This is a genomic window from Seohaeicola sp. 4SK31 (assembly GCF_028802875.1).
GTDB lineage: Bacteria > Pseudomonadota > Alphaproteobacteria > Rhodobacterales > Rhodobacteraceae > Seohaeicola.
The window spans coordinates 50,096-70,565 of the sequence record NZ_JARAMP010000019.1 but is presented as its reverse complement, the minus strand read 5'-3'; the positions used below and the strand labels follow the sequence as shown (position 1 = coordinate 70,565).

The 20,470-nt window shown below is 60.6% G+C and carries 22 protein-coding genes, 1 tRNA gene and 1 riboswitch; of the genes, 13 read left to right on the top strand and 10 right to left on the bottom strand.

What is annotated here, in order from left to right; translation table 11 throughout:
* Positions 1-29: 29 nt before the first annotated feature.
* From paaA to PVW27_RS15775, 5 genes are all read left to right on the top strand, one after another.
* Positions 30-1,013, top strand: coding sequence for a 1,2-phenylacetyl-CoA epoxidase subunit PaaA (gene paaA / locus PVW27_RS15795; protein WP_274559379.1), 984 nt, complete (start codon positions 30-32; stop codon positions 1,011-1,013).
* A 69-nt stretch (positions 1,014-1,082) separates the two neighbouring features.
* Positions 1,083-1,367 carry a 1,2-phenylacetyl-CoA epoxidase subunit PaaB gene (paaB, locus tag PVW27_RS15790; RefSeq protein ID WP_274559377.1) on the top strand — a complete coding sequence of 95 codons (285 nt, stop codon included), beginning with the start codon at positions 1,083-1,085 and terminating at the stop codon, positions 1,365-1,367.
* Entirely contained in the window at positions 1,367-2,113 is a 747-nt protein-coding gene (gene paaC / locus PVW27_RS15785; RefSeq protein WP_274559375.1) for a 1,2-phenylacetyl-CoA epoxidase subunit PaaC, read from the top strand. The genes paaB and paaC overlap by 1 nt, the downstream gene beginning before the upstream one ends.
* Positions 2,110-2,604 (top strand): 1,2-phenylacetyl-CoA epoxidase subunit PaaD, encoded by a 495-nt coding sequence (paaD, locus tag PVW27_RS15780; RefSeq protein WP_274559373.1) that lies wholly within the window; start codon positions 2,110-2,112, stop codon positions 2,602-2,604. The genes paaC and paaD overlap by 4 nt, the downstream gene beginning before the upstream one ends.
* Positions 2,605-2,624: 20 nt before the next feature.
* Positions 2,625-3,674, top strand: a complete 1,050-nt coding sequence (locus PVW27_RS15775; protein ID WP_274559371.1) for a 2Fe-2S iron-sulfur cluster-binding protein — start codon at positions 2,625-2,627, stop codon at positions 3,672-3,674.
* Here PVW27_RS15775 and PVW27_RS15770 read toward each other — a convergent pair whose 3' ends face one another.
* On the bottom strand, positions 3,675-4,100 hold the full coding sequence (locus PVW27_RS15770) for a VOC family protein (protein WP_274559369.1): 426 nt from the start codon (positions 4,098-4,100) through the stop codon (positions 3,675-3,677).
* Between the two features lie 125 nt (positions 4,101-4,225).
* Between PVW27_RS15770 and PVW27_RS15765 the strand changes: the two genes are divergently transcribed.
* The 3 genes from PVW27_RS15765 (at position 4,226) to PVW27_RS15755 (ending at position 7,128) form a co-directional block, all read left to right on the top strand.
* Positions 4,226-5,710: an AMP nucleosidase gene (locus PVW27_RS15765; RefSeq protein WP_274559367.1), complete on the top strand. Its 1,485-nt coding sequence runs from the start codon at positions 4,226-4,228 to the stop codon at positions 5,708-5,710.
* 152 nt (positions 5,711-5,862) lie between these two features.
* Positions 5,863-6,150, top strand: coding sequence for an HU family DNA-binding protein (locus PVW27_RS15760; RefSeq protein WP_068288221.1), 288 nt, complete (start codon positions 5,863-5,865; stop codon positions 6,148-6,150).
* A 96-nt stretch (positions 6,151-6,246) separates the two neighbouring features.
* Positions 6,247-7,128: a DMT family transporter gene (locus PVW27_RS15755; protein WP_274559364.1), complete on the top strand. Its 882-nt coding sequence runs from the start codon at positions 6,247-6,249 to the stop codon at positions 7,126-7,128.
* Here PVW27_RS15755 and PVW27_RS15750 read toward each other — a convergent pair.
* Positions 7,125-8,069, bottom strand: coding sequence for an AEC family transporter (locus PVW27_RS15750; RefSeq protein WP_274559363.1), 945 nt, complete (start codon positions 8,067-8,069; stop codon positions 7,125-7,127). The two genes, PVW27_RS15755 and PVW27_RS15750, sit on opposite strands and share 4 nt — an antisense overlap.
* A gap of 3 nt (positions 8,070-8,072) precedes the next feature.
* Positions 8,073-9,188: a chorismate synthase gene (aroC, locus tag PVW27_RS15745; RefSeq protein ID WP_274559361.1), complete on the bottom strand. Its 1,116-nt coding sequence runs from the start codon at positions 9,186-9,188 to the stop codon at positions 8,073-8,075.
* Positions 9,189-9,278: 90 nt separating this feature from the next.
* Positions 9,279-9,386, top strand: a riboswitch (TPP riboswitch).
* A 34-nt stretch (positions 9,387-9,420) separates the two neighbouring features.
* Between aroC and thiB the strand changes: the two genes are divergently transcribed.
* From thiB to PVW27_RS15730, 3 genes are read left to right on the top strand one after another with little or no spacing between them, the layout of a single operon-like run.
* The gene (thiB, locus tag PVW27_RS15740; protein ID WP_274559360.1) at positions 9,421-10,398 is read left to right on the top strand and encodes a thiamine ABC transporter substrate binding subunit; all 978 of its coding nucleotides are present in this window, start codon (positions 9,421-9,423) and stop codon (positions 10,396-10,398) included.
* On the top strand, positions 10,374-11,939 hold the full coding sequence (locus tag PVW27_RS15735; protein ID WP_274559358.1) for a thiamine/thiamine pyrophosphate ABC transporter permease ThiP: 1,566 nt from the start codon (positions 10,374-10,376) through the stop codon (positions 11,937-11,939). The genes thiB and PVW27_RS15735 overlap by 25 nt, the downstream gene beginning before the upstream one ends.
* Positions 11,926-12,621, top strand: coding sequence for a thiamine ABC transporter ATP-binding protein (locus PVW27_RS15730; RefSeq protein ID WP_274559356.1), 696 nt, complete (start codon positions 11,926-11,928; stop codon positions 12,619-12,621). Before PVW27_RS15735 ends, PVW27_RS15730 begins: the two co-directional genes overlap by 14 nt.
* Before the next feature lie 65 nt (positions 12,622-12,686).
* Here PVW27_RS15730 and PVW27_RS15725 read toward each other — a convergent pair whose 3' ends face one another.
* The 3 genes from PVW27_RS15725 to petA are packed head-to-tail and all read right to left on the bottom strand — an operon-like array spanning position 12,687 to position 15,393.
* Positions 12,687-13,478: a cytochrome c1 gene (locus PVW27_RS15725; protein WP_274559354.1), complete on the bottom strand. Its 792-nt coding sequence runs from the start codon at positions 13,476-13,478 to the stop codon at positions 12,687-12,689.
* A 16-nt stretch (positions 13,479-13,494) separates the two neighbouring features.
* Entirely contained in the window at positions 13,495-14,820 is a 1,326-nt protein-coding gene (gene petB, locus PVW27_RS15720) for a cytochrome b (protein ID WP_274559353.1), read from the bottom strand.
* Between the two features lie 12 nt (positions 14,821-14,832).
* Positions 14,833-15,393, bottom strand: a complete 561-nt coding sequence (gene petA, locus PVW27_RS15715) for a ubiquinol-cytochrome c reductase iron-sulfur subunit (RefSeq protein ID WP_274559351.1) — start codon at positions 15,391-15,393, stop codon at positions 14,833-14,835.
* Between the two features lie 275 nt (positions 15,394-15,668).
* Between petA and PVW27_RS15710 the strand changes: the two genes are divergently transcribed.
* Positions 15,669-16,319, top strand: coding sequence for an outer membrane protein (locus tag PVW27_RS15710; RefSeq protein WP_274559349.1), 651 nt, complete (start codon positions 15,669-15,671; stop codon positions 16,317-16,319).
* A gap of 79 nt (positions 16,320-16,398) precedes the next feature.
* Here PVW27_RS15710 and PVW27_RS15705 read toward each other — a convergent pair whose 3' ends face one another.
* The 3 genes from PVW27_RS15705 to dapF all read right to left on the bottom strand — a co-directional run bounded on the left by PVW27_RS15705 (position 16,399) and on the right by dapF (position 19,255).
* The gene (locus PVW27_RS15705; protein ID WP_274559347.1) at positions 16,399-17,004 is read right to left on the bottom strand and encodes a glutathione S-transferase family protein; all 606 of its coding nucleotides are present in this window, start codon (positions 17,002-17,004) and stop codon (positions 16,399-16,401) included.
* 143 nt (positions 17,005-17,147) lie between these two features.
* Positions 17,148-18,413, bottom strand: coding sequence for a tRNA (N(6)-L-threonylcarbamoyladenosine(37)-C(2))-methylthiotransferase MtaB (mtaB, locus tag PVW27_RS15700; protein ID WP_274559345.1), 1,266 nt, complete (start codon positions 18,411-18,413; stop codon positions 17,148-17,150).
* Entirely contained in the window at positions 18,410-19,255 is an 846-nt protein-coding gene (gene dapF / locus PVW27_RS15695; protein WP_274559343.1) for a diaminopimelate epimerase, read from the bottom strand. Before dapF ends, mtaB begins: the two co-directional genes overlap by 4 nt.
* A gap of 97 nt (positions 19,256-19,352) precedes the next feature.
* Between dapF and PVW27_RS15690 the strand changes: the two genes are divergently transcribed.
* Positions 19,353-19,428: transfer RNA gene (locus PVW27_RS15690), tRNA-Lys, on the top strand.
* Between the two features lie 10 nt (positions 19,429-19,438).
* Here the strand turns inward: PVW27_RS15690 and PVW27_RS15685 are convergent.
* Positions 19,439-20,380, bottom strand: coding sequence for a site-specific integrase (locus tag PVW27_RS15685; protein ID WP_274559341.1), 942 nt, complete (start codon positions 20,378-20,380; stop codon positions 19,439-19,441).
* Between the last annotated feature and the right edge of the window lie 90 nt (positions 20,381-20,470).

Below are 20,470 nucleotides of genomic sequence, written 5' to 3'. Positions count from 1 at the left end.
AACATGTGAAGCGAACGGAGGAGCCTTCCATGTACTCTCAAGGACTGATCGGTGCCGACAACAGGACCGAGGAAACGCCCGAATTTCTGGCCCGCTTCCAGAAGCGCATTGATGCCGAGGAAAAAATCGAACCCAAGGACGAGATGCCCGAAGGGTATCGTCGCACGCTGGTCCGCCAGATCGGCCAGCACGCCCATTCCGAGATCGTGGGGATGCTGCCCGAGGGCAACTGGATCACCCGCGCGCCCAGCCTGCGCCGCAAGGCCGCCCTGTTGGCCAAGGTGCAGGACGAAGGTGGCCATGGTCTCTATCTTTACTCTGCCGCCGAAACACTGGGCGTCAGCCGAGAGGAGATGACCGAGGAGTTGCTGTCCGGCAAGGCCAAGTACTCGTCGATCTTCAACTACCCCACGCTGAGTTGGGCGGACATGGGAACGATCGGCTGGCTAGTCGATGGCGCGGCGATCATGAACCAGATCCCGCTCTGCCGTTGTTCCTTTGGCCCCTATGCCCGCGCCATGATTCGGGTCTGCAAGGAAGAGAGTTTTCACCAGCGTCAGGGTTACGAAATCGTGATGACCCTGGCACAGGGCACCCCTGAACAAAAGGCGATGGCGCAGGACAGCCTGAACCGTTGGTGGTGGCCGTCGCTGATGATGTTCGGCCCGCATGATGCCGACAGCCAGCATTCGGATCAATCCATGGCGTGGAAGATCAAGCGTTTCACCAATGACGAGCTGCGCCAGAAATTCATCGACGCGACAGTGCCGCAGGCGGAATACCTTGGCCTTACGATACCCGACCCGGACCTGAAATGGAACGAGGACAAGGGCGGCTACGATCACGGCCCCATCGACTGGGACGAGTTCTGGCGCGTGGTCAAGGGTCATGGGCCGATGGCCAAGGACCGGATCAAGGCCCGCAAGAAAGCCTGGGATGATGGCGCCTGGGTGCGCGAAGCGGCCCTTGCCCATGCCGAGAAGCGCCGCGCGCGCAAGATCGCAGCCGAGTAGACGCCGGTCAGGCCGGGGGCGCTGCCCCCGGACCCCCGGAGTATTTTCAGAACAATGAAGGAGAAGGCGATGACCGCGACAACACCGCTTTGGGAAGTGTTCATCCGTCCGCGCAATGGTCTGGCGCATAAGCATGTCGGCAGTCTGCATGCCTCGGATGAGGTGATGGCGCTGCAAGCGGCGCGCGATGTGTATACGCGGCGCGGCGAGGGGAACTCGATCTGGGTTGTGCCATCGGCGGCGATCACGGCCTCTGACCCCGACCAGACGGCCGAGAATTTCGAGCCGACGGCGGACAAGATCTATCGCCATCCGACCTTTTACGAGATCCCCGACGAAGTGGGGCATATGTGATGGCCGTATTCGAAGCATTGCTTGAACTGGCTGATGATCACCTGATCCTTGGCCACCGCCTGTCAGAATGGTGCGGTCATGCGCCGATGCTGGAAGAAGATCTGGCCATGCCAAACATGGGTTTGGATCTGATCGGGACGGCGCGCACGCTGTATGACCAAGCTGGCAAGCTGGAAGGCAAGGGCCGGTCCGAGGATGATCTTGCCTATCTGCGCGGCGAGCGGGAGTATCGCAATTGTCTGTTGGTCGAGCGCCCGAATGAGGATTTCGCCCACACGATGCTGCGGCAACTTTATTTCGCGGCCTTCATGCGCCCCTATTGGCTGGCGGCGCTTACCAGCACAGACGAGGTGGTGCGCGGTGTCGCGGGCAAGGCAGAAAAGGAAATGGCCTATCACATCCGTCATGCAGGCGAATGGGTGATCCGGCTGGGCGATGGCACCGCAGAAAGCGCCGCGCGGATGCGCGACGCGGTCGAAGGGCTGCACATCTATGTGGATGAGCTGTTCGAAAGCTCCGACGCTGCGCAGGAGGCCGAGGCGGCTGGGATTCTACCCGTAAGGGCCGATATGCGCGCCGCATGGGACCGCACCGTGGCTGATGTCTTTGCCGCGGCGTTGCTGGAACAGCCGAGTGCCGCTTATGCGCAGCGCGGCGGGCGGCAGGGTATCCACAACGAAACGCTGGGCCATCTGTTGGCCGAGATGCAGGTGGTGCACCGCGCTTATCCCGGGGCGCGCTGGTGAGCGTTTGCTGGCAGGGCAGCGCCGAGGCGGCCTGGGACGCGGCAGCAGCCGTGCCAGACCCCGAAGTGCCCTGCGTGACCGTGGCCGATCTGGGCATCCTGCGCTGGGTCAGGGTCGAGGATGGGGTGGCCGTGGCCGGTGTCACTCCGACCTATTCTGGCTGTCCCGCCGTGTTGGCGATTGAACTGGCGGTCGAGGCCGCTTTGCGGGACGCGGGGTTTGACGCGCGGATCGAACGTGTGCTGACGCCACCCTGGACGACCGACTGGATCACGGACGAAGGGCGTGAAAAACTGCGCGAATACGGGATTGCGCCGCCCGCGAAATCCTCTGGGTCGATCCGATCCTTGTTCGGTGAGGTGACGGTGGCCTGCCCCAAATGCGGCAGCACGAATACCGAAAAGCTGAGCGAGTTCGGATCGACCGCTTGCAAGGCGCATTACCGCTGCTGCGCTTGTGCCGAACCTTTCGACTATTTCAAATGCATCTGACGACACAAAGGACCACGCCTATGTTCCACGACCTGACCATCCGCGAGGTGCGCCGCGAAACACCGGATTCTGTGGCGATTTCCTTTGATGTGCCCGATGCGCTGATCGACGCCTTCGCTTGGGTGCCGGGTCAGTATTTGACCCTGCGCGCCACTGTTGATGGGCAGGATATCCGGCGTTCTTATTCCATCGCCAGTTTGCCGGGTAAGCCGCTGACCGTCGGCGTCAAGCATGTGGAAGGGGGCGCATTCTCAAGCTTTGCCCAAGCCCTCACGTCCGGGCAGAGCCTTCAGGTGATGCCGCCGGAGGGGCGTTTTACGTGCAAGACCGAGGACCGTCTGGTGCTGATTGCTGCAGGATCTGGCGTCACGCCTATGGTGGCGATGGCGGCGGATGCGCTGGCGCGGGGGGCTGAGGTCACGCTGATCTATGGCAACCGCAATACCGGGTCGATCATGTTCCGCGAGGCGCTGGAGGGGTTGAAGGACCGCTACGTGGATCGTTTCACGCTGATCCATATCCTCAGCCGCGAACCGCAGGATGTCGCGTTGCTGAACGGCCGGATCACGGGCGACAAGATCGCGGCTTTGGCGCGAGCCGGTGCTGTCGATCTTAGGGGCGCCGATGGGGTATTCATCTGCGGTCCGGGTGACATGATCGACGATGTCGCCGCGATGCTTGAGGGGCATGGCATTCCGAAAGAACGCGTGCATTTTGAACGCTTCTTCCAGGCAGGGGAAGTGCAGCGCGCCCCTCGATCAGCGGCAGCAGAGGCCGCCGCCGCCCATGGTGTCACCGTCGAGGTGGTTCTGGATGGCGCGCGCAAACAGTTCACCGTCGAGGCGGGCGATGACAATGTCGTTGCTGCTGCCGAGCGGCAGGGGCTGGAACTGCCCTATTCCTGCAAGGGTGGCATGTGTTGCACCTGCCGCTGCAAAGTGGCCGAGGGCAGCGCCGAGATGGCGGTGAACTATTCGCTGGAGCCTTGGGAGTTGGAGGCTGGCTTCACGCTGGCCTGCCAGGCGAGACCCACAAGTGACCGGCTGGTTCTGGATTTCGACGCCGCCTGATCATTCAGGCAATGGCACGGATGGCACCCAGACATAGCCATCAGGATCAAGAATGAACGCCTCTCGCAGCCCGTGCGGCTTGTTCGATGGGTGTTGCAGGATCTGTCCACCCAGCTCTGTCGCCAGTCGTGCCGCCTGATCCGGGTCGGACCCGAACAGGCGCAGCTCTGCCCCGGCACCGCGCGGTCCGGCTTCCGGCAGCAGGGACAACATCGGATTGGCATGGTACGTGCCATCCGCATGTAGTTGGAGAACCTGCTCCTGATAGACGAGGATCGCAAAATCGCGGTTGACACGATGCGCCTGCATGCCGAACACCTGTTCCAGAAAGGCCGCATGGCGCAGCACATCCCGGACAAGGAGGTTGAGCCCGAACCCTGTCAGACTGCGTCCGAATTCTGGTGCTGTGACGCTGTCAAAATCCATTGCGCCCTCTGAAAATCGTGGTGGTCCTGCCTGACGCCCGGTCGCAGCTTGATCCCGGCCCGGCAGGGTGTCAACGTGATGCGCAAACATAGCCCGGATCTAGGGCGCTTCACACAGGACACCCGATGCGGCCTAACCAGAACGACCTTCAGGTGATGTCACCCGACCAACCGGGACCCGAGTTTTTCACCGACCCCAAAGCGGCCGTCGCGCGTCTTGTTCTGCTGTATGAGGGCGCGACCGGTTTTCTTTGTGAACATTTCGCGCAAACCATGCAGAGCGGCCATCCGGACTGTCGCTACCGTGCCTTCTATCCCGAGATCAGGATCACCACGACAAGTCATGCCAAGGTGGACAGCCGCCTGAGTTTTGGACATGTCTCGCGTCCCGGCACGCATGCGACGACGATCACCCGGCCAGACCTGTTCCGGAACTATCTGGAACAGCAGATCGGTTTGTTGATCCTGAACCACGAGGTGCCCGTGCAGATCGGACTGTCCGAGACCCCAATCCCGGTGCATTTCGCGGTTGCCAATGATCCCGGCATGACCGTTCCTCAGGAAGGGGCGGCGACTTTCACTCTTCGTGATGTGTTTGATGTGCCTGACCTGAACACAATGAACGATGACATCGTCAACGGCACATTCAAACTGCCCCCCGACGGGACAGAGCCGCTGGCTGCTTTTACAGCGCAGCGCGTGGATTATTCGTTGGCGCGGTTGGCCCATTACACGGCGACCGACCCCGTCCATTTCCAGAACCACGTCCTTTTCACCAACTATCAGTTCTATGTCTCGGAGTTCGAGGCATATGCCCGACAGGTTCTTGCTGAAAAAGACAGTGGCTATGTCAGCTTCGTCAGCACCGGAAATGTAGAGATCACTGATCCGGAAACACCGCTGTCCCTTGTCGACAAGGTGCCGCAGATGCCGGCCTATCACCTGAAGCGGGCGGATGGTTCGGGGATCACTCTGGTCAATATCGGAGTGGGTCCGTCCAACGCCAAGACGGCGACCGATCATATCGCCGTGCTGCGCCCGCATGCCTGGATCATGGTTGGCCATTGTGCCGGTTTGCGAAATTCCCAAAGCCTTGGGGATTTCGTGCTGGCCCATGCCTATCTGCGCGAGGACAAGGTTCTGGACGACGATCTGCCCGTCTGGGTGCCGATTCCGGCCTTGGCGGAAATCCAGATCGCCTTGCAACAGGCCGTCGCAGAGGAAACGCAGCTTGAGGATTATGACCTCAAGCGGATCATGCGGACCGGAACCGTCGCGTCAGTTGACAATCGCAACTGGGAATTGCGCGACCAGACCGGCCCGGTGCAACGCCTGAGCCAGAGCCGCGCCGTTGCGCTGGACATGGAAAGTGCCACGATCGCGGCCAACGGGTTCCGGTTTCGGGTGCCGTACGGAACGCTGCTTTGCGTCTCGGACAAGCCACTCCATGGCGAGTTGAAGCTGCCCGGCATGGCCTCGGATTTCTATAAAACGCAGGTGGCCCGCCATCTGATGATCGGAATTCGTGCAATGGAACGCTTGCGGGACATGCCGCTTGCGCGTATCCACAGCCGGAAACTAAGGAGTTTTGAGGAGACGGCCTTCCTGTAAAGGGTGCGAAATACCGCCGGAGCAGCGAAAAATGCCACTTTCCGCACGTTTTCATCTTGTGTTGAGCCACTATTCGTTGTGTTTAGACACGAGATACAGTTAAATCTAGCAAATGAGCCCCAACAGATCGGGCAGTTGAAGGAGACCAAGAAATGGCAAAACCGATGACCAAGACCCAGCTTGTTGCCGCTCTGGCCGATGAAATGGGCGCAGACAAGAAAACCGCAGGCAGCGCACTGGACGCCGTTGTTGCGATCATCACCCGTGAAGTGGGTGCCGGCGGTGCCGTGACCCTGCCGGGTATCGGCAAGATCTACTGCCGCGAGCGTCCGTCGCGCATGGTGCGCAACCCCGCCACCGGCGAGCAGATGCAGAAGGACGCCGACAAGGTCGTCAAGATGACCATCGCCAAGGCGCTGAAAGACAGCGTGAACGGCTGATCTTGCATCCCGCACAAATTTCCGAAAGGGTCGCCCCAGTGGCGGCCCTTTTGCTTTGGGGGTCATGAAACCCCCGGCAGACAGGCAGAGACAGACTTGAATATTCGCGCAATCGGGATGGGGCTTCTGTTCGCCCTGATGTGGTCATCGGCCTTTACCTCGGCGCGGATCATCGTGGAATACGCCCCGCCGATGGCGTCACTTTCGCTGCGTTTCCTGCTTTCGGGTATCATCGGTGTCGCCATCGCGCTGGCATTGGGTCAGACCTTCCGACTGACGCCTGCACAGTGGAAGGCCACGATCATCTTCGGGGTATGCCAGAACGCGCTTTATCTGGGTTTGAACTTTGTGGCGATGCAGACGATCGAGGCATCCTTGGCCTCGATCATTGCATCCTCCATGCCGCTGATGGTTGCTTTCGCCGGCTGGGCGATCTTCCGTGAGCGTTTGCCGCGTCTTGGTCTGATCGGGCTGGTTCTGGGTTTCCTGGGAGTGGGGCTCATCATGGGCGCGCGTCTGGGGGCCGGTGTCGATCTCTACGGCCTGATGCTTTGCGTTCTGGGAGCAATGGCCCTGACGGTGGCCACGCTGTCGGTGCGTGGGGCCTCGTCGGGAGGAAACGTCATGATGATCGTGGGCTTGCAGATGTTCGTAGGCTCTGCCGTCCTTGCCGTGGGTTCCGCCATGTTCGAGACGATCGAAGTCACATGGAACTGGAAACTGGTGGTGGCCTTCCTTTATACCACGCTGATCCCGGGACTTGCAGCGACATGGGTCTGGTTCACGCTGGTCAACCAGATTGGCGCGGTCAAGGCAGCCACATTCCACTTCCTCAACCCGTTCTTCGGCGTGGCCATCGCAGCCGTCCTGCTGGGCGAGGCGCTGGGTGTGCTGGATGTTGTGGGCGTGGTCATCATCGCGGCGGGAATCCTTGCCGTGCAGTTGTCGCGACAGAAGCCTGTGTCCTCACCCGATTAGGTCAACAGGGCCAAAAGCAGGCTGAGGGTAAAGAAAGCCCCTGCTGTGGCGCCCAGTAGCGCGATCGAGGCGATCCCCTCATGCCCGTAATCCTGTGCCAGCAGCGTGTAGATGCCGAACATCGGCATGGCCGTTGTCAGGATCACGGCTACAGCCATGTCGCCTGACAGAAGCGGCAGTCCAACCAAGGGTAAAACGACAAGAACCAGCGCTGTCATCGCCGGACTGATCAACAGTTTTCCCAGAACGATCTGCGCCGCCAGCGCCCTCTGGCCGATGATGGGCAACCCCACCAACGAGCCACCGATCACGAACAGGGCAAGCGCGCTGGACGAGGCGGCCAGAACCTCCATCAATCGCGTGATCATCTGTGGCAGGGGTATGCCTGATAGCATCACCAGCAAACCCAGCATCAATCCGATCACCATGGGCCGCTTCAGAACGCCAAGAATGATCCGCCCTGCGATCCGCAACAGCGACTTGTCTTGCCGGTCGCGTGACGCCTCCAGCAGCATCAGACATAGCGGGATCAGCAGAAAATTCTCGACCACCATGTTCAGGGCCAGCACCACGCCCGCAAGATCGGGAAAGACCAGAAGCATTACGGGATAGCCCACGAAACCAGAGTTCGGACAGGTCGAACCCATCACTGCGATCGCGCGGCGCGCGGGGCCGGTGCCTTGCAGGGTGAACCAGAGCCAGGTGACGCAGATGGTCAAAAGGCCACCCAACGCAAAGACCGTGATATAGCCAAGGTTCAGGATCTCGCCCAGATCGCGGGTGGCAACCGTGTTGAAGAGCAACGCAGGTAGCGCGATGTTCAGAACATACTTGCCCAGAACCTTCATGTCCGGGGGCGCAAAGACACCAGCCCGAACCGCGCCATAGCCGATCCCGATCAAGGCAAAGATCGGAAAGGTAATGGTCAGGATCGCGCCCAAGGATCAGCCGATGTGACCGCGTGTTTCGCCCACGGCACCACCTATCTGACCACGATGCAGCAATATATGGTCAAGTATAACACAGGCCATCATCGCTTCACCCACCGGGACGGCGCGGATGCCGACACAAGGATCGTGGCGACCCTTGGTGATGATCTCGGCCGCTTGCCCGTTTTTGGTGATCGTCTGGCGCGGCTTCAGGATGGACGACGTAGGCTTCACGGCAAACCGCACGACAATGTCCTGCCCGGTCGAGATCCCACCCAAGATGCCGCCCGCATGGTTCGACGAATAAACCGGCTTGCCATCATTCCCAAGGAAGATCTCATCCGCATTCTCCTCGCCTGTCAGGGTCGCCGCGGCCATACCTTCGCCGATTTCAACACCTTTGACAGCGTTGATCGACATCATCGCGGCAGCCAGATCAGTGTCTAACTTGCCATAAACCGGTGCTCCCAGCCCGGCAGGCACGTTCCGCGCAACGACTTCGATAATAGCACCGACAGAGTTTCCGGACTTCCGCAACCCGTCAAGATACTCTGCCCAATCGACAGCAGCGACCGCATCCGGTGTCCAGAATGGATTCTGCTCGATCTGGTCCCAGTCGAACCGATCCCTGTCGATCCCGTGCGGGCCGATCTGCGTCATGTAGCCTGTGATCTTAACCTGCGGTGCCAGAATGGACAGCGCGGCCCGCGCCAGACCGCCGGCCGCGACCCGCGCCGCTGTCTCGCGGGCCGAGGATCGACCGCCGCCGCGATAATCCCGTATCCCGTATTTCTGCCAGTAGGTGATATCAGCATGGCCTGGTCGGAACTTTTCGGCGATGTCGCCGTAATCCTTCGACCTCTGGTCGGTGTTCTCGATCATCAACTGCACAGGCGTGCCGGTTGTCTGTCCTTCAAACACACCGGACAGAATGCGCACCTCATCGGCTTCGCGCCGCTGGGTCGTGTATTTGCTCTGCCCCGGTTTGCGCTTGTCCAGCCAGTTCTGGATCATGCTCTCGGTGATCGGTACACCCGGCGGGCATCCATCCACGGTAGCCCCCAAGGCAGGCCCGTGGCTTTCGCCCCAGGTGGTCACACGGAAAAGATGGCCAAAGCTGTTCATGCTCATGCGCAGCACTCCTTTGTGGCTGGTCTAGCGGGGCCGTGCCCCTGCCTCAAGCGGTTTTGCCTTGAAGGGGCTGGGATGGGGCACTAGGCTCTACCCACCTCGGGGTGCCTGGCCTTGTGCCACGCTGAGATGCCGCAAGGCAAACCCGTTGAACCTGACCCGGTTAGCCCCGGCGGAGGGAAGGTTGGACAGCCTCCAGACTTGCCCTTTGCCCGGATCGTTGGAGGATTGAATGAAGCCACACCTGATGATCGCTGCCCTATTGGCGGCTGGACCGGCACTGGCACAGACGCCCGAACTGACGGTCTATACCTATGACAGTTTCGTGTCAGACTGGGGGCCCGGCCCTGCGGTCAAAGAGGCGTTCGAGGCGGAATGTGGGTGCACCTTGAATCTTGTCGGGGCTGGTGACGGGGCTGCGCTTCTGGGTCGGCTCAGGCTTGAGGGCGCGCGAAGTGAGGCGGACATAGTTCTTGGGCTCGACACCGGGCTGATTTCTGCCGCGCTGGAAACGGGCCTGTTCATGGCCCACACGATCGACGCCGATCTGGACCTTCCGCTGGAATGGAACGATCCCTTGTTCTTGCCCTATGACTGGGGCTATTTCGCCTTTGTCGGCAATCGAGGAGCCGCGCAACCAGCCGATTTTCGGGAGTTGGCCGCGAGTGACTTGAGCATCGTGATTCAAGACCCCCGCTCCTCGACCCCCGGTTTGGGTCTGCTCATGTGGGTCAAGTCCGCCTATGGCGACGAGGCTGCGGCGATCTGGGAGGGGCTGGCGGACAATATCGTAACCGTCACCCCCGGATGGTCCGAGGCTTACGGCCTCTTTCTGGAAGGCGAGGCTGATCTGGTCCTGTCCTATACGACATCTCCGGCCTATCACATGATTGCCGAAGAGGATGACAGCAAGGTCGCGCTTCCATTTCGTGAAGGACATTACATGCAGATCGAAGTGGCGGGCAAACTTGCTGCGACAGATCAGCCTGAACTGGCCGATCAGTTCCTGCGCTTTATGATCAGCGACGCGTTCCAGGCCATCATTCCTACGACCAACTGGATGTATCCCGCCGTGATGCCCGAGGCAGGTTTGCCCAAGGCGTTTTCGACACTGATCCAGCCAGAAAAGGCCATTCTCGCCCCGATCGATCAGGCCGATGCGCTGCGTGATCTGGCACTGGACGAATGGCTGCGCGCCCTTTCCCGCTGAGGCGGGCGGCATTCTCGGACGCGCTGGGCTGGGTTGCGGTCGCACTTGTCTCAGGTTTCATCCTGTTTCCCTTGCTTGCGGTGTTTTGGCATGCAGGCGGGGCAAGCCTGCCCGGCCCTGCGGATTGGTCCGCTCTGCGCTTCACAGTGCTGCAGTCAGTGCTATCTGCCTTTTTCAGTATTGCCCTTGCCGTTCCCGTGGCTCGCGCCCTGGCGCGCAGGCAGTTTGCAGGCCGTGGTTTGATGATCACTTTGTTGGGGGCCCCGTTCATTCTGCCCGTGATCGTCGGCGTTCTGGGTCTTCTGGCCGTGTTCGGACGCAGCGGGATCGTCAATCAGGCCATGGCGTGGGTCGGTCTCCCGCCTGTGCAGATCTATGGTCTGCATGGTGTTGTGCTGGCGCATGTGTTCTTCAACCTGCCATTGGCAACGCGCATCCTGTTGCAAGGATGGCAATCCATCCCGGCTGAACGTTTCCGCCTTGCAGCCAGCCTTGGCTTTGGCCCGCGTGACGTGTTTCATCTGCTGGAGTGGCCCATGCTCCGTGCAACCCTTCCTGGCGTGGCGATGGTGGTGTTTGCCATCTGCCTGAGCAGCTTTGCCGTGGCGCTGACACTGGGAGGAGGTCCGCGGGCGACGACGGTGGAATTGGCGATCTATCAGGCCTTTCGCTTCGATTTCGATCTGGCTCGGGCTGCGGTTCTGGCGGTGATCCAGATCGCCCTTGTGACTCTGGCCGCGATGTTGGCGCTGCGCTTTAGCTTGCTGGACGGGTTCGGGCGCGGGTTGGATCGTATTCCGCGACGTTGGGAGGCTGAGACCTTGCCCCTGCGCCTGCTCGATATCGTGACCCTTGCACTCGTTGCACTGTTTCTGATGTTGCCTCTTGGCGCTGTGATCTGGCGGGGTCTTGCGGGGCTGGAAGGGTTGCCGCCGCCAGTGTGGCGTGCCGCAGCCGTGTCGATCGTGATGGCGCTGGTCTCCACCGTCTTGGCCGTGGGGCTGGCGCTTGCGCTTGCCCATCTCGCGCGGCGGTGGCGCGGGATCGAGGCGGTCGGTCTTCTGGGCATTGCGGCCTCACCACTGGTGATTGGGACGGGCATCTTTCTGCTGCTCAACCCGCTTAGTGATCCGTCGCGCTGGGCCTTTGCGGTGACGGCGCTTGTCAATGCCATGGCGGCGCTGCCCTTCGCGTTGCGGGTTCTTGCCCCAGCCTTGCGTGATCTGGAAAAAGATTTCGGCCCTCTGGCCGATAGTCTAGGAATGAGGGGTGCCGCTCGTCTGCGGTGGCTGATACTGCCGCGCCTGCGCCGACCTCTGGGCTTTTCCGCAGGCTTGGCCGCCGCATTGTCGATGGGGGATCTTGGCGTCATCGCACTCTTTGCCGATCCGGAACGCGCAACCCTGCCGTTGCAGATCCTGCGGCTGATGGGGGCCTATCGGATGGACGCCGCAGCGGGCGCGGCTCTGGTATTGTTGAGTTTGAGCCTTGGGCTTTTCTGGTTGTTCGACAGGGGAGGACGACGCGATGCTGACGCTTGACCGTTTGGAGATTCGGCAGGATTCCTTCGAGCTGCACGCTGATTTCGCCCTTGAAACAGGAACGGTCGCGGCTGTCATCGGGCCCTCAGGCGCCGGCAAATCTACCCTGCTCAACGTCATTGCCGGTTTCTTTGCGCCCGTCGCGGGCCGCGTGCTGTGGGAAGGGCGTGACATCACCATCATGCCGCCGGCCAAGCGACCTGTGGCGATGCTGTTCCAGGACAACAACCTGTTTCCGCATCTGACCGTATCGCAGAATGTCAGCTTGGGGATAAGGCCGGACCTGCGGCTGAGCCCTGACGACAACACACGCGTAGCGCAGGCGCTGGCCCGTGTCGGGTTGGAGGGTCTTGACGCGCGCAAGCCCGCGGCCCTGTCAGGCGGGCAGCAAGGGCGCGTGGCGCTGGCGCGTGTGCTGGTGCAGCGACGACCCCTGATCCTTCTGGACGAGCCATTTGCGGCTCTTGGGCCTGCCCTAAGGGCCGAGATGCTGGATCTTGTCGCCGCCTTGGCCGCAGAAACCGGCGCAACCCTTCTGATGGTCAGCCACGATCCTGCGGATGCGCGGCGTATTGCGCCGGTCGTGATACTTGTCGCCGATGGTGTTGCGTTGCCTCCGCAGCCGACCAAGGCCATGCTGGACGACCCGCCCCCTGCTCTACGGGACTATCTGGGTCAGTAGCCGACGTATCCAAAAAGAAAACCCCGCACGAGGCGGGGTTTTCCGAACATTCTGCACTTTCAGGATCAGACGTTCTTTTCCTTGCGCTTCACGGGCATCCAGATGCGCTTGTTGGTCAGGTACAGCAGGACCGTCAGAACCGACAGGAAGATCACGGCGACAAGGCCAGTCTGCTTGCGGGCCATCATCTTGGGTTCGGCTGTCCACATCAGGAAAGCAGAAACATCCTCAGCCACCGATTCCATCGAATTGCTGTGACCATCCGCGAACTCAAGCTGATCCTCGAACAGGGGTGGGGCCATCGAGATCCAGCCACCCGGAAAGGCGGTGTTTTCGTAAAGCGTCACGCCTGCTTCGGTTTTCTCTTCACCGGTATAGCCCATCAACAGCGAGTAGATATACTCGGGTCCGCCGATGCCTTTGAACAACTGGTTGATCCCGGTGCCATAGGGCCCGTGGAAACCAGCCCGCGCCTTGGCCATCAAGGACAGGTCGGGCGCGTTCTCAAGGTTCGACATCGGGAAAGGATCGGTCTCCACCCGTGGGCGGAAATCGTCCAATTCGGGATCAAAGATCTCGAACTGCGAAGCATAGGCGCGCACCTGATCTTCCGGCAGATGCGGACCGCCTTCATCGGCCAGTGTGCGCAGCGGCACATAGCGGAGCCCGTGGCAGGCGGCACAAACTTCGGTATAGACCTGAAGGCCACGCTGAAGCTGGTTCTGGTCGAACGATCCGAAAGGCCCTTGGAACGAGAAGTCGACATTCTCGACGTGACCCTCAGCTCCCGCGGCCATGGCCGCCCCGCCCGAAAGGGTCAGGGCAGCAACTGCGGCAATCGCAATCTTCTTAAACATAGTCCCGTTTCCTTTCTTATTCGGCAGGGGCGCCGGAGGACGCACCATAATGCGCCTTGAAATCGTCTTCGATCGTCGCGGGCGCAGCCTGCGGTTTCTCGATGACGCCCAGCAGCGGCAGGATCACCAGGAAGTAAGCGAACCAATAAGCCGATGCGATCAGAGAGATCGTGGCATAGGGCTCTTCCGCAGGCATCGCGCCAACCCATGCAAGGACCACGAAGTCCACGCAGAGAAGGGCGAACCACCACTTGAACATCGGACGATAGCGACCCGAGCGCACACGGCTGGTGTCCAGCCAAGGTGCAAGCGCCATCACGGCAATCGCGCCGAACATCGCCAGAACGCCGAAGAACTTGGCGTCGATCAGGCCACCGGTGATCCAGTTCGCGAACATCACGACCCAGACATCAGCGGTGAAGGCGCGCAGGATCGCGTAGAAGGGCAGGAAGTACCATTCCGGCACGATATGCGACGGCGTCACCAGCGGGTTTGCCTCGATGTAGTTGTCCGGGTGGCCCAGATAGTTGGGCATGAAGCCGACAATCGCGAAGAAGATCACCAGAATCAGCGACAGTGCGAACAGGTCCTTCATCACGAAGTAGGGCCAGAAGGGCAGGGTGTCCTTCTGCGCGTCTTCCTTGGAGGTGCGGCGCACCTCAACCCCGGTCGGGTTGTTGTTGCCGGTCGTATGGAAAGCCCAGATATGCACGGCTACCAGCGCCGCGATCACAAAGGGCAGCAGGTAGTGCAGCGAGAAGAAGCGGTTCAGCGTGGCATTGTCCACGGCCGGTCCGCCCAGCAGCCAAGTCTGCAGCGCGTCGCCGATGAAGGGAATTGCACCGAACAGACCGGTAATCACCGTTGCACCCCAGAAGGACATCTGACCCCATGGCAAAACATAGCCCATGAAGGCTGTCGCCATCATCAGCAGATAGATGAGCATGCCGATGATCCAGGTGATCTCGCGCGGTGCCTTGTAGCTGCCGTAGTAGAGCCCCCGGAAAATGTGCAGGTAGACGGCAACAAAGAACAGCGATGCACCATTCTGGTGCAGATACCGCAGCATATGGCCGCCGTTCACGTTTCGCATGATATGTTCAACCGAGGCGAAGGCAAAATCCACATGCGGGGTGTAGTGCATCACCAGAATGATGCCGGTCACGATCTGCATCGCCAGACAGAAGGTCAGCACGATGCCCCAGATCCACATCCAGTTCAGGTTCTTGGGTGTGGGGATCATGATCGTGTCATAGATCAGACCGAGGATGGGCAGGCGCGAATGCAGCCACTTCTCTCCACCGGATTTTGGTTCGTAATGGTCGTGAGGAATTCCAGCCATGGTGCGTTTCCTTTAACCCAGCTTGATCGTGGTTTCGTCTTCGAAGGCGGCGACGGGGATCCACAGGTTTTCAGGTGCGGGTCCGCGGCGGATACGGCCTGCACTGTCGTAGTGGGAACCGTGGCAGGGGCAGAACCACCCGCCAAAATCGCCAGCACCGTCACCCATGGGAACGCAGCCCAGGTGCGTGCAGACGCCGATCATGACCAGCCATTCGCCCGCCTCGTCCAGTGTGCGATTCTGGTCCGACGCGTCCAGCGTCATATCGTTGCGGTTCTGCGCGTTCTGATCCGGAAGCTGGCTCAGTTCCACGGCGCGCGCTTCTTCGATCTCGGTTTCGGTCCGACGACGGATGAACACGGGCTTGCCCAGCCACTTCACCGTCAATTGAGTCCCGGGTTCGACACCCGAAACATCGACGCGAATCGAGGCAAGCGCCTGAACATCGGCCGAAGGGTTCATCTGGTTCACAAGCGGCCAGATGGCGGCACCTGCGGTCACGGCACCAGCGCCTGCGGTGGCGTAATAAAGGAAATCTCTGCGGGTGCCTTCGTGATCGTCTGCGTGGGACACGAGGTTTTCTCCATTCCTGGGCCGAAGCTGGCCAAATACGGGTCTCGGCCGCGACAAGCGCAACCATTCCGAGGGGGTATGTAGCGGGGCAACCCCGACTCGTCCAGCGGACAATGCCCCTCAGATGCAAACTGCGACCTTTGGTACATCACCGCTGATATTGTCGTCCACCGGCGGCTGGACTATGGTCGGGTGTGTATAGTGTCGCCAATTTGTCTGACACGCCATGAACCGGATCCACCCCGATCCGGGCTTTATTTCGAAAGGCAAGCTTCATGCTGACCCGCACTCTCGCCGCTTGTGCAGTATTGACGATGTCGGCTCTGCCGGCCTTGGCTGAAACAGAGATCAGCGTCTACGGCGGTTGGCAGACCGCACCTCACAGCAGTGTCAGCGGAACACGTGCAGATGGCTCTAGCTTTGACGAGAACATCGGGTGGGACGGCAAGTCATTCGATATGCCGCCCTACTATGGTGTCCGCGCGATGTGGTGGCAGCCCAACAACATCGGTTACGGGATCGAAGTGACCCATGCCAAGTTCTATGCCCCCTTGGGCGACATGCCGGCAGGGTTTTCGCGTCTGGAGTTTACAGACGGGCATAACATCGTCACGGCCAATGTGGCCAAGCGGTGGCCAGGGCTTTGGGCAGACCGTTTTTCACCCTATGTCGGCGCGGGTCTTGGTATCGCGGTTCCTCATGTTGATGTGACCGAAGGCGGGAACCGCACGTATGGATACCAATATACTGGCCCAGCTTTGCGCCTGACGGCTGGCGCATCCTATGAGTTGAACGCGCGCTGGTCGGCTTTTGGCGAGTATCAGTTCACGGTCTCTGACAATGAAACCGATCTCGAGGGTGGCGGCACCCTGAATACCAGACTGATCAGCAACGCGCTGAATGTGGGTCTGTCCTTCCGCTTCTGACCATTCATCCCGAGATCGCAAGGGCCCTGCGCATGTTACGCAGGGCCTTTTCGTATCTGGCTGGATTGCAGCTACTTGCTCAATCAGTGGGCGCGGTCGCAACCATCGAGGGACGCTGCGAGAATGCGGCATACCAGTCATCCAGCGTGCCCCGATCCTTGCGCCATTGGCGAGCGTCATGACGGAAATCCAGATAGCCCAGAGCACATCCCACGGCGAGCTGTCCCATACAGAGCGGCCCTTCCAGATGGCTCATCCAGCGGTCGTTCAGGGTGTCGAGCGCGCGCGACACCTTGGCCCACTGTGCCTCGATCCAGGGCTCGAAGACCATTTCGGGCGGCCTTATGCGCCGCTCGTAGGTCATGAGAACGGCAGCCTCCATGATCCCGTCCGCCGTGGCCTCCAGCGTCAGAACATCCCAGATCCGCGCTTCGGGATATAGCTTGCCGCCGGCGCGGGCATCCAGAAACCGGGTGATGACCCGGCTGTCATAAATCGCAGGTGCATCGTCGCGCAGAAGCGCCGGGATCTTGCCCAGCGGGTTCGCCGCCGCCACTTCTGCCGCCGTGGCCACAGGCGACGTCTTGACACCGAGAACCTCGACGTCGGCAATCTGCCCGGTTTCGTGCAGGACCACATGAACCTTGCGCACGAAAGGCGAGGCCGCGGATGAGATGAGTTGCATGATTGTCCTCCCTGACATTCCGGCGCGACACTAGGGGCGCGGCACGGGGCTGTAAACGGGCATCAGGGGGGCTGTCTGCCCCCGTCGTCGAACTTTGTTCGACGACTCCCCCGAGGATATTTGCCGCAAGAAGAATTGGCAGATCAGGTTTGCGCGGTCAGTTGCGTGCCTTTGGTGCCAGTGATCTCAGCCGTGACGATCCGGCCCTCTGGCTGAGGCATGACAAAGGTGACCTCGGTGAACTGTTCTGTCCGGCCCATATGCGGGTTTTCCATCAGAACATGATGGCTGCGGCCGATCTGTTCAGCGAGATGCGCTTCAACACGCGCCTCCCCTGCCGCACGCAGCCGGGCTGCGCGGGACTTGATCGCATCCCCCTTGACCTGCGGCATGCGTGCGGCTGGCGTGCCCGGCCGTGGCGAATAGGGGAAGACATGCAGCCAAGTCAGACTGCATTCCGAAACCAGCTTCAGCGAGTTCTGGAAATGAGCCTCGGTTTCGGTTGGGAAGCCCGCGATGATATCCGCCCCGAAGGTCATGTCGGGACGCAGGCGACGCGCCTCTTCGGTGAAGCGGATTGCATCGTCGCGCAGGTGCCGCCGCTTCATCCGCTTGAGTATCAGATCGTCGCCATGTTGCAGCGACAGATGCAGATGCGGCATCAGGCGGGGTTCGGTCGCGATGGCCTGCATCAGGTTGTCGTCCACCTCGATCGAATCGATGGAACTGATCCGCAGACGCGGCAGATCCGGCACCAGACGCAGGATGCGCATGACCAGATCGCCAAGCTTGGGGGCTGCAGGCAGGTCGGCGCCCCAACTGGTCAGGTCCACCCCTGTCAGAACCACCTCGTTATAGCCTGCATCCACCAATCGCTTGATCTGATCAATCACCACGCCTGCGGGGACCGAACGGGAATTGCCGCGTCCAAACGGGATAATACAGAAAGTACAGCGGTGATCGCAGCCGTTCTGCACCTGAACATAGGCGCGGGACCGCGTGCCGAATCCGTCGATCAGATGCCCCGCCGTCTCAGTAACGCTCATGATGTCATCGACCTGCACGCGCTCCGTCTGACCGATGAAATCGGGCGACAGACGCGCCCAGGTTTCGGGCTGCATCTTCTCGGTATTGCCGATGACGAGGTCGACCTCGGGCATCGCGGCGAAGGTTTCAGGCTCGGTCTGCGCGGCGCATCCGGTCACGATCAAACGTGCATCCGGGTTTTCGCGACGCAAGCGGCGGATTTCCTGCCGGGCCTTGCGCACCGCCTCGGATGTGACGGCACAGGTATTGATCACGACCGCGCCATTCAGTCCGGCTTCGGCAGCCAGTTCCTTCATCGCCTCGGTCTCATAGGCGTTCAGCCGGCAGCCCAGCGTAGTGAACTTCGGCGGATGCAGGGTCATCTGGCGCTCTCCAGAAAGGCCTGCGTGAAATGACCTGAGGCGACATGCATTGTGGTCCCGGTCATCCAGACGCCGTCGTCGCGCCAGTCAACCTGCAAGCTGCCCCCGTCAAGCGTGATCGTGACTTGCCGCCCTGTGAGGCCCCTGCGCGCCGCTGCCACCGCTGTGGCGCAGGAGGAGGAGCCGGAGGCCAGCGTCACGCCAACACCGCGCTCCCAGACGCGCATGCGCAGGTGATCCGGACTGATGATGCTCGCGAATTGGACGTTGGTTCGCTGCGGGAACAGCGGGTGATGCTCCATCTGCGCACCGCGCCCGGCCAGATCGACCCCTTCGGCGTCATCGACAAAGAAAGTGCAATGCGGATTGCCCATCCCAGTCGCAGTAGGAGCACCCTCGATCGGCAGCTTCAGAGTATCCATTGGGCCGGCAAGGGGAATCTCGGCCCAATCCAACTGCGGCTGGCCCATGTTGACCGCGGTCAGCCCACCGCCTGCATCGACGGCCTGCAAGGTGCCCCGGTCCGTGGTCAATGTCAGTTCCGTCCGTCCAGACTCGTCCATCAGATACCGGGCGATACAGCGTGTGGCATTTCCACAGGCCGCCGATGTGGATCCATCCGCGTTGTAGAAGACCAGATGCGCATCACCCTTGTCCGTTCTGGTGATCACAGCCAACTGGTCGAAGCCGATCCCGCGGTGACGGTCCGCGATGGCGACAATCAGAGCCTTTGACAGATCAAACTGGCGCGCACGCGCATCCAGCACGACAAAGTCGTTGCCCAGACCGTGCATCTTCATGAAGGGCAGATCCGCCCGGTTTTCCTGTGTCATGGCGCGCATATACGCCGCCCCTGCGGGTTTATCCAGTATGACGCAGCAAAAGGTGGATTTTCGGGGTTGACCCTCTGCCCCGGTCTTTCTAGAAGCGCGCTCTAGTGGGCCGTTAGCTCAGTTGGTAGAGCAACTGACTTTTAATCAGTGGGTCGCAGGTTCGAATCCTGCACGGCTCACCACTACACATAATTACTCCTTATTTTTCAGGGGGTTGCGGGTTTTAGTGGCGAACCTTTTGGGAAGGTTCACCACGTTCTGTTCGCTGTTCGGTCTTGCGATCAGTTTTCCCATCGCGGAATCGGCAAGCCCTTCACGGCCTGCCGCTTCGGTGTAGAGCTGAATCAGGGCCAAAGTTTTATGCCCTGTCACTGCCCCGATTTCATGAGCTGTCGCCCCGGCCTCCGCCAATCGTCGCGCACAGGCTTTGCGCAGACCATGTGCTGCACATTCCTCAAGACCGGCTTCATCGCACCAGCTCCGCATCGCATTGCCAAAGCCTTCGGCTGATCGAGGCTTTCCAGCCAGTGTTGCCAAGAATGGCCGATCATCGGGAAGGGTTGCCAAGACCGCCGCCAGATCGCGGTGGATTGGGATGCTCACAAGGACTCCGCCAGAACGCGCCGTTTTCTGGCGCCGGTATTCCAGCCGGTCGCCTTTGATGTTCCAAGGGCCAAGTTTGACGACATCGACCCGTGCAGCGCCGGTGTAAAGTATCAGAGTGACAGCTCGATGCGCCATCGTTCCCGGTTTGTGAACTTCGAAGAATCTGGCAATCTCGCCTTCATCCCATGAATGAAAACCTGTTCCGCCAATCTTATAGGGTTTCGTTGCCCGCGCCGGGTTGTCCGGCCTCCAGTCCAGGCTGACAGCATGGTCGAGAAGCTGGATCAGGCGCTTGCGCAGATTGTTTGCAGCATGGGGTGTATCTGCTTTCTCTGCCAGCATCTTTTGGATGTGCCGCCTCTCCAGTAGCTTGATCGGGAGGTGCTTATACTTGAGGCGAAAAGGTTCGATGGTGCCGCGATAGACACGCTTCGTGCTGTCAGCGAGTCCCAGATACTCCGGCGATCGATAGAACATCGCCACAAGAGCATCCGCGCTGCCCGCAGTGGTTCGGTCAGCACCAATCAAGCCCCGCGTCCTGTGGCCCTCCTGTGCCGCCTCATAGCGTTGGACAAAATCATCCGAACCGTATTCGGTTCCCAGCTCGGCAGACCACCC

Excerpts from the sequence above, each read along its gene's own strand:
- paaA (WP_274559379.1), top strand. The coding sequence starts at position 30 with ATGTACTCTCAAGGACTGATCGGTGCCGACAACAGGACCGAGGAAACG.
- paaB (WP_274559377.1), top strand. The coding sequence starts at position 1,083 with ATGACCGCGACAACACCGCTTTGGGAAGTGTTCATCCGTCCGCGCAAT.
- paaC (WP_274559375.1), top strand. The coding sequence starts at position 1,367 with ATGGCCGTATTCGAAGCATTGCTTGAACTGGCTGATGATCACCTGATC.
- PVW27_RS15775 (WP_274559371.1), top strand. The coding sequence starts at position 2,625 with ATGTTCCACGACCTGACCATCCGCGAGGTGCGCCGCGAAACACCGGAT.
- PVW27_RS15770 (WP_274559369.1), bottom strand. The coding sequence starts at position 4,100 with ATGGATTTTGACAGCGTCACAGCACCAGAATTCGGACGCAGTCTGACA.
- PVW27_RS15765 (WP_274559367.1), top strand. The coding sequence starts at position 4,226 with ATGCGGCCTAACCAGAACGACCTTCAGGTGATGTCACCCGACCAACCG.
- PVW27_RS15760 (WP_068288221.1), top strand. The coding sequence starts at position 5,863 with ATGGCAAAACCGATGACCAAGACCCAGCTTGTTGCCGCTCTGGCCGAT.
- aroC (WP_274559361.1), bottom strand. The coding sequence starts at position 9,188 with ATGAGCATGAACAGCTTTGGCCATCTTTTCCGTGTGACCACCTGGGGC.
- thiB (WP_274559360.1), top strand. The coding sequence starts at position 9,421 with ATGAAGCCACACCTGATGATCGCTGCCCTATTGGCGGCTGGACCGGCA.
- PVW27_RS15735 (WP_274559358.1), top strand. The coding sequence starts at position 10,374 with ATGGCTGCGCGCCCTTTCCCGCTGAGGCGGGCGGCATTCTCGGACGCG.
- PVW27_RS15730 (WP_274559356.1), top strand. The coding sequence starts at position 11,926 with ATGCTGACGCTTGACCGTTTGGAGATTCGGCAGGATTCCTTCGAGCTG.
- PVW27_RS15725 (WP_274559354.1), bottom strand. The coding sequence starts at position 13,478 with ATGTTTAAGAAGATTGCGATTGCCGCAGTTGCTGCCCTGACCCTTTCG.
- petB (WP_274559353.1), bottom strand. The coding sequence starts at position 14,820 with ATGGCTGGAATTCCTCACGACCATTACGAACCAAAATCCGGTGGAGAG.
- PVW27_RS15710 (WP_274559349.1), top strand. The coding sequence starts at position 15,669 with ATGCTGACCCGCACTCTCGCCGCTTGTGCAGTATTGACGATGTCGGCT.
- PVW27_RS15705 (WP_274559347.1), bottom strand. The coding sequence starts at position 17,004 with ATGCAACTCATCTCATCCGCGGCCTCGCCTTTCGTGCGCAAGGTTCAT.
- mtaB (WP_274559345.1), bottom strand. The coding sequence starts at position 18,413 with ATGACCCTGCATCCGCCGAAGTTCACTACGCTGGGCTGCCGGCTGAAC.
- dapF (WP_274559343.1), bottom strand. The coding sequence starts at position 19,255 with ATGCGCGCCATGACACAGGAAAACCGGGCGGATCTGCCCTTCATGAAG.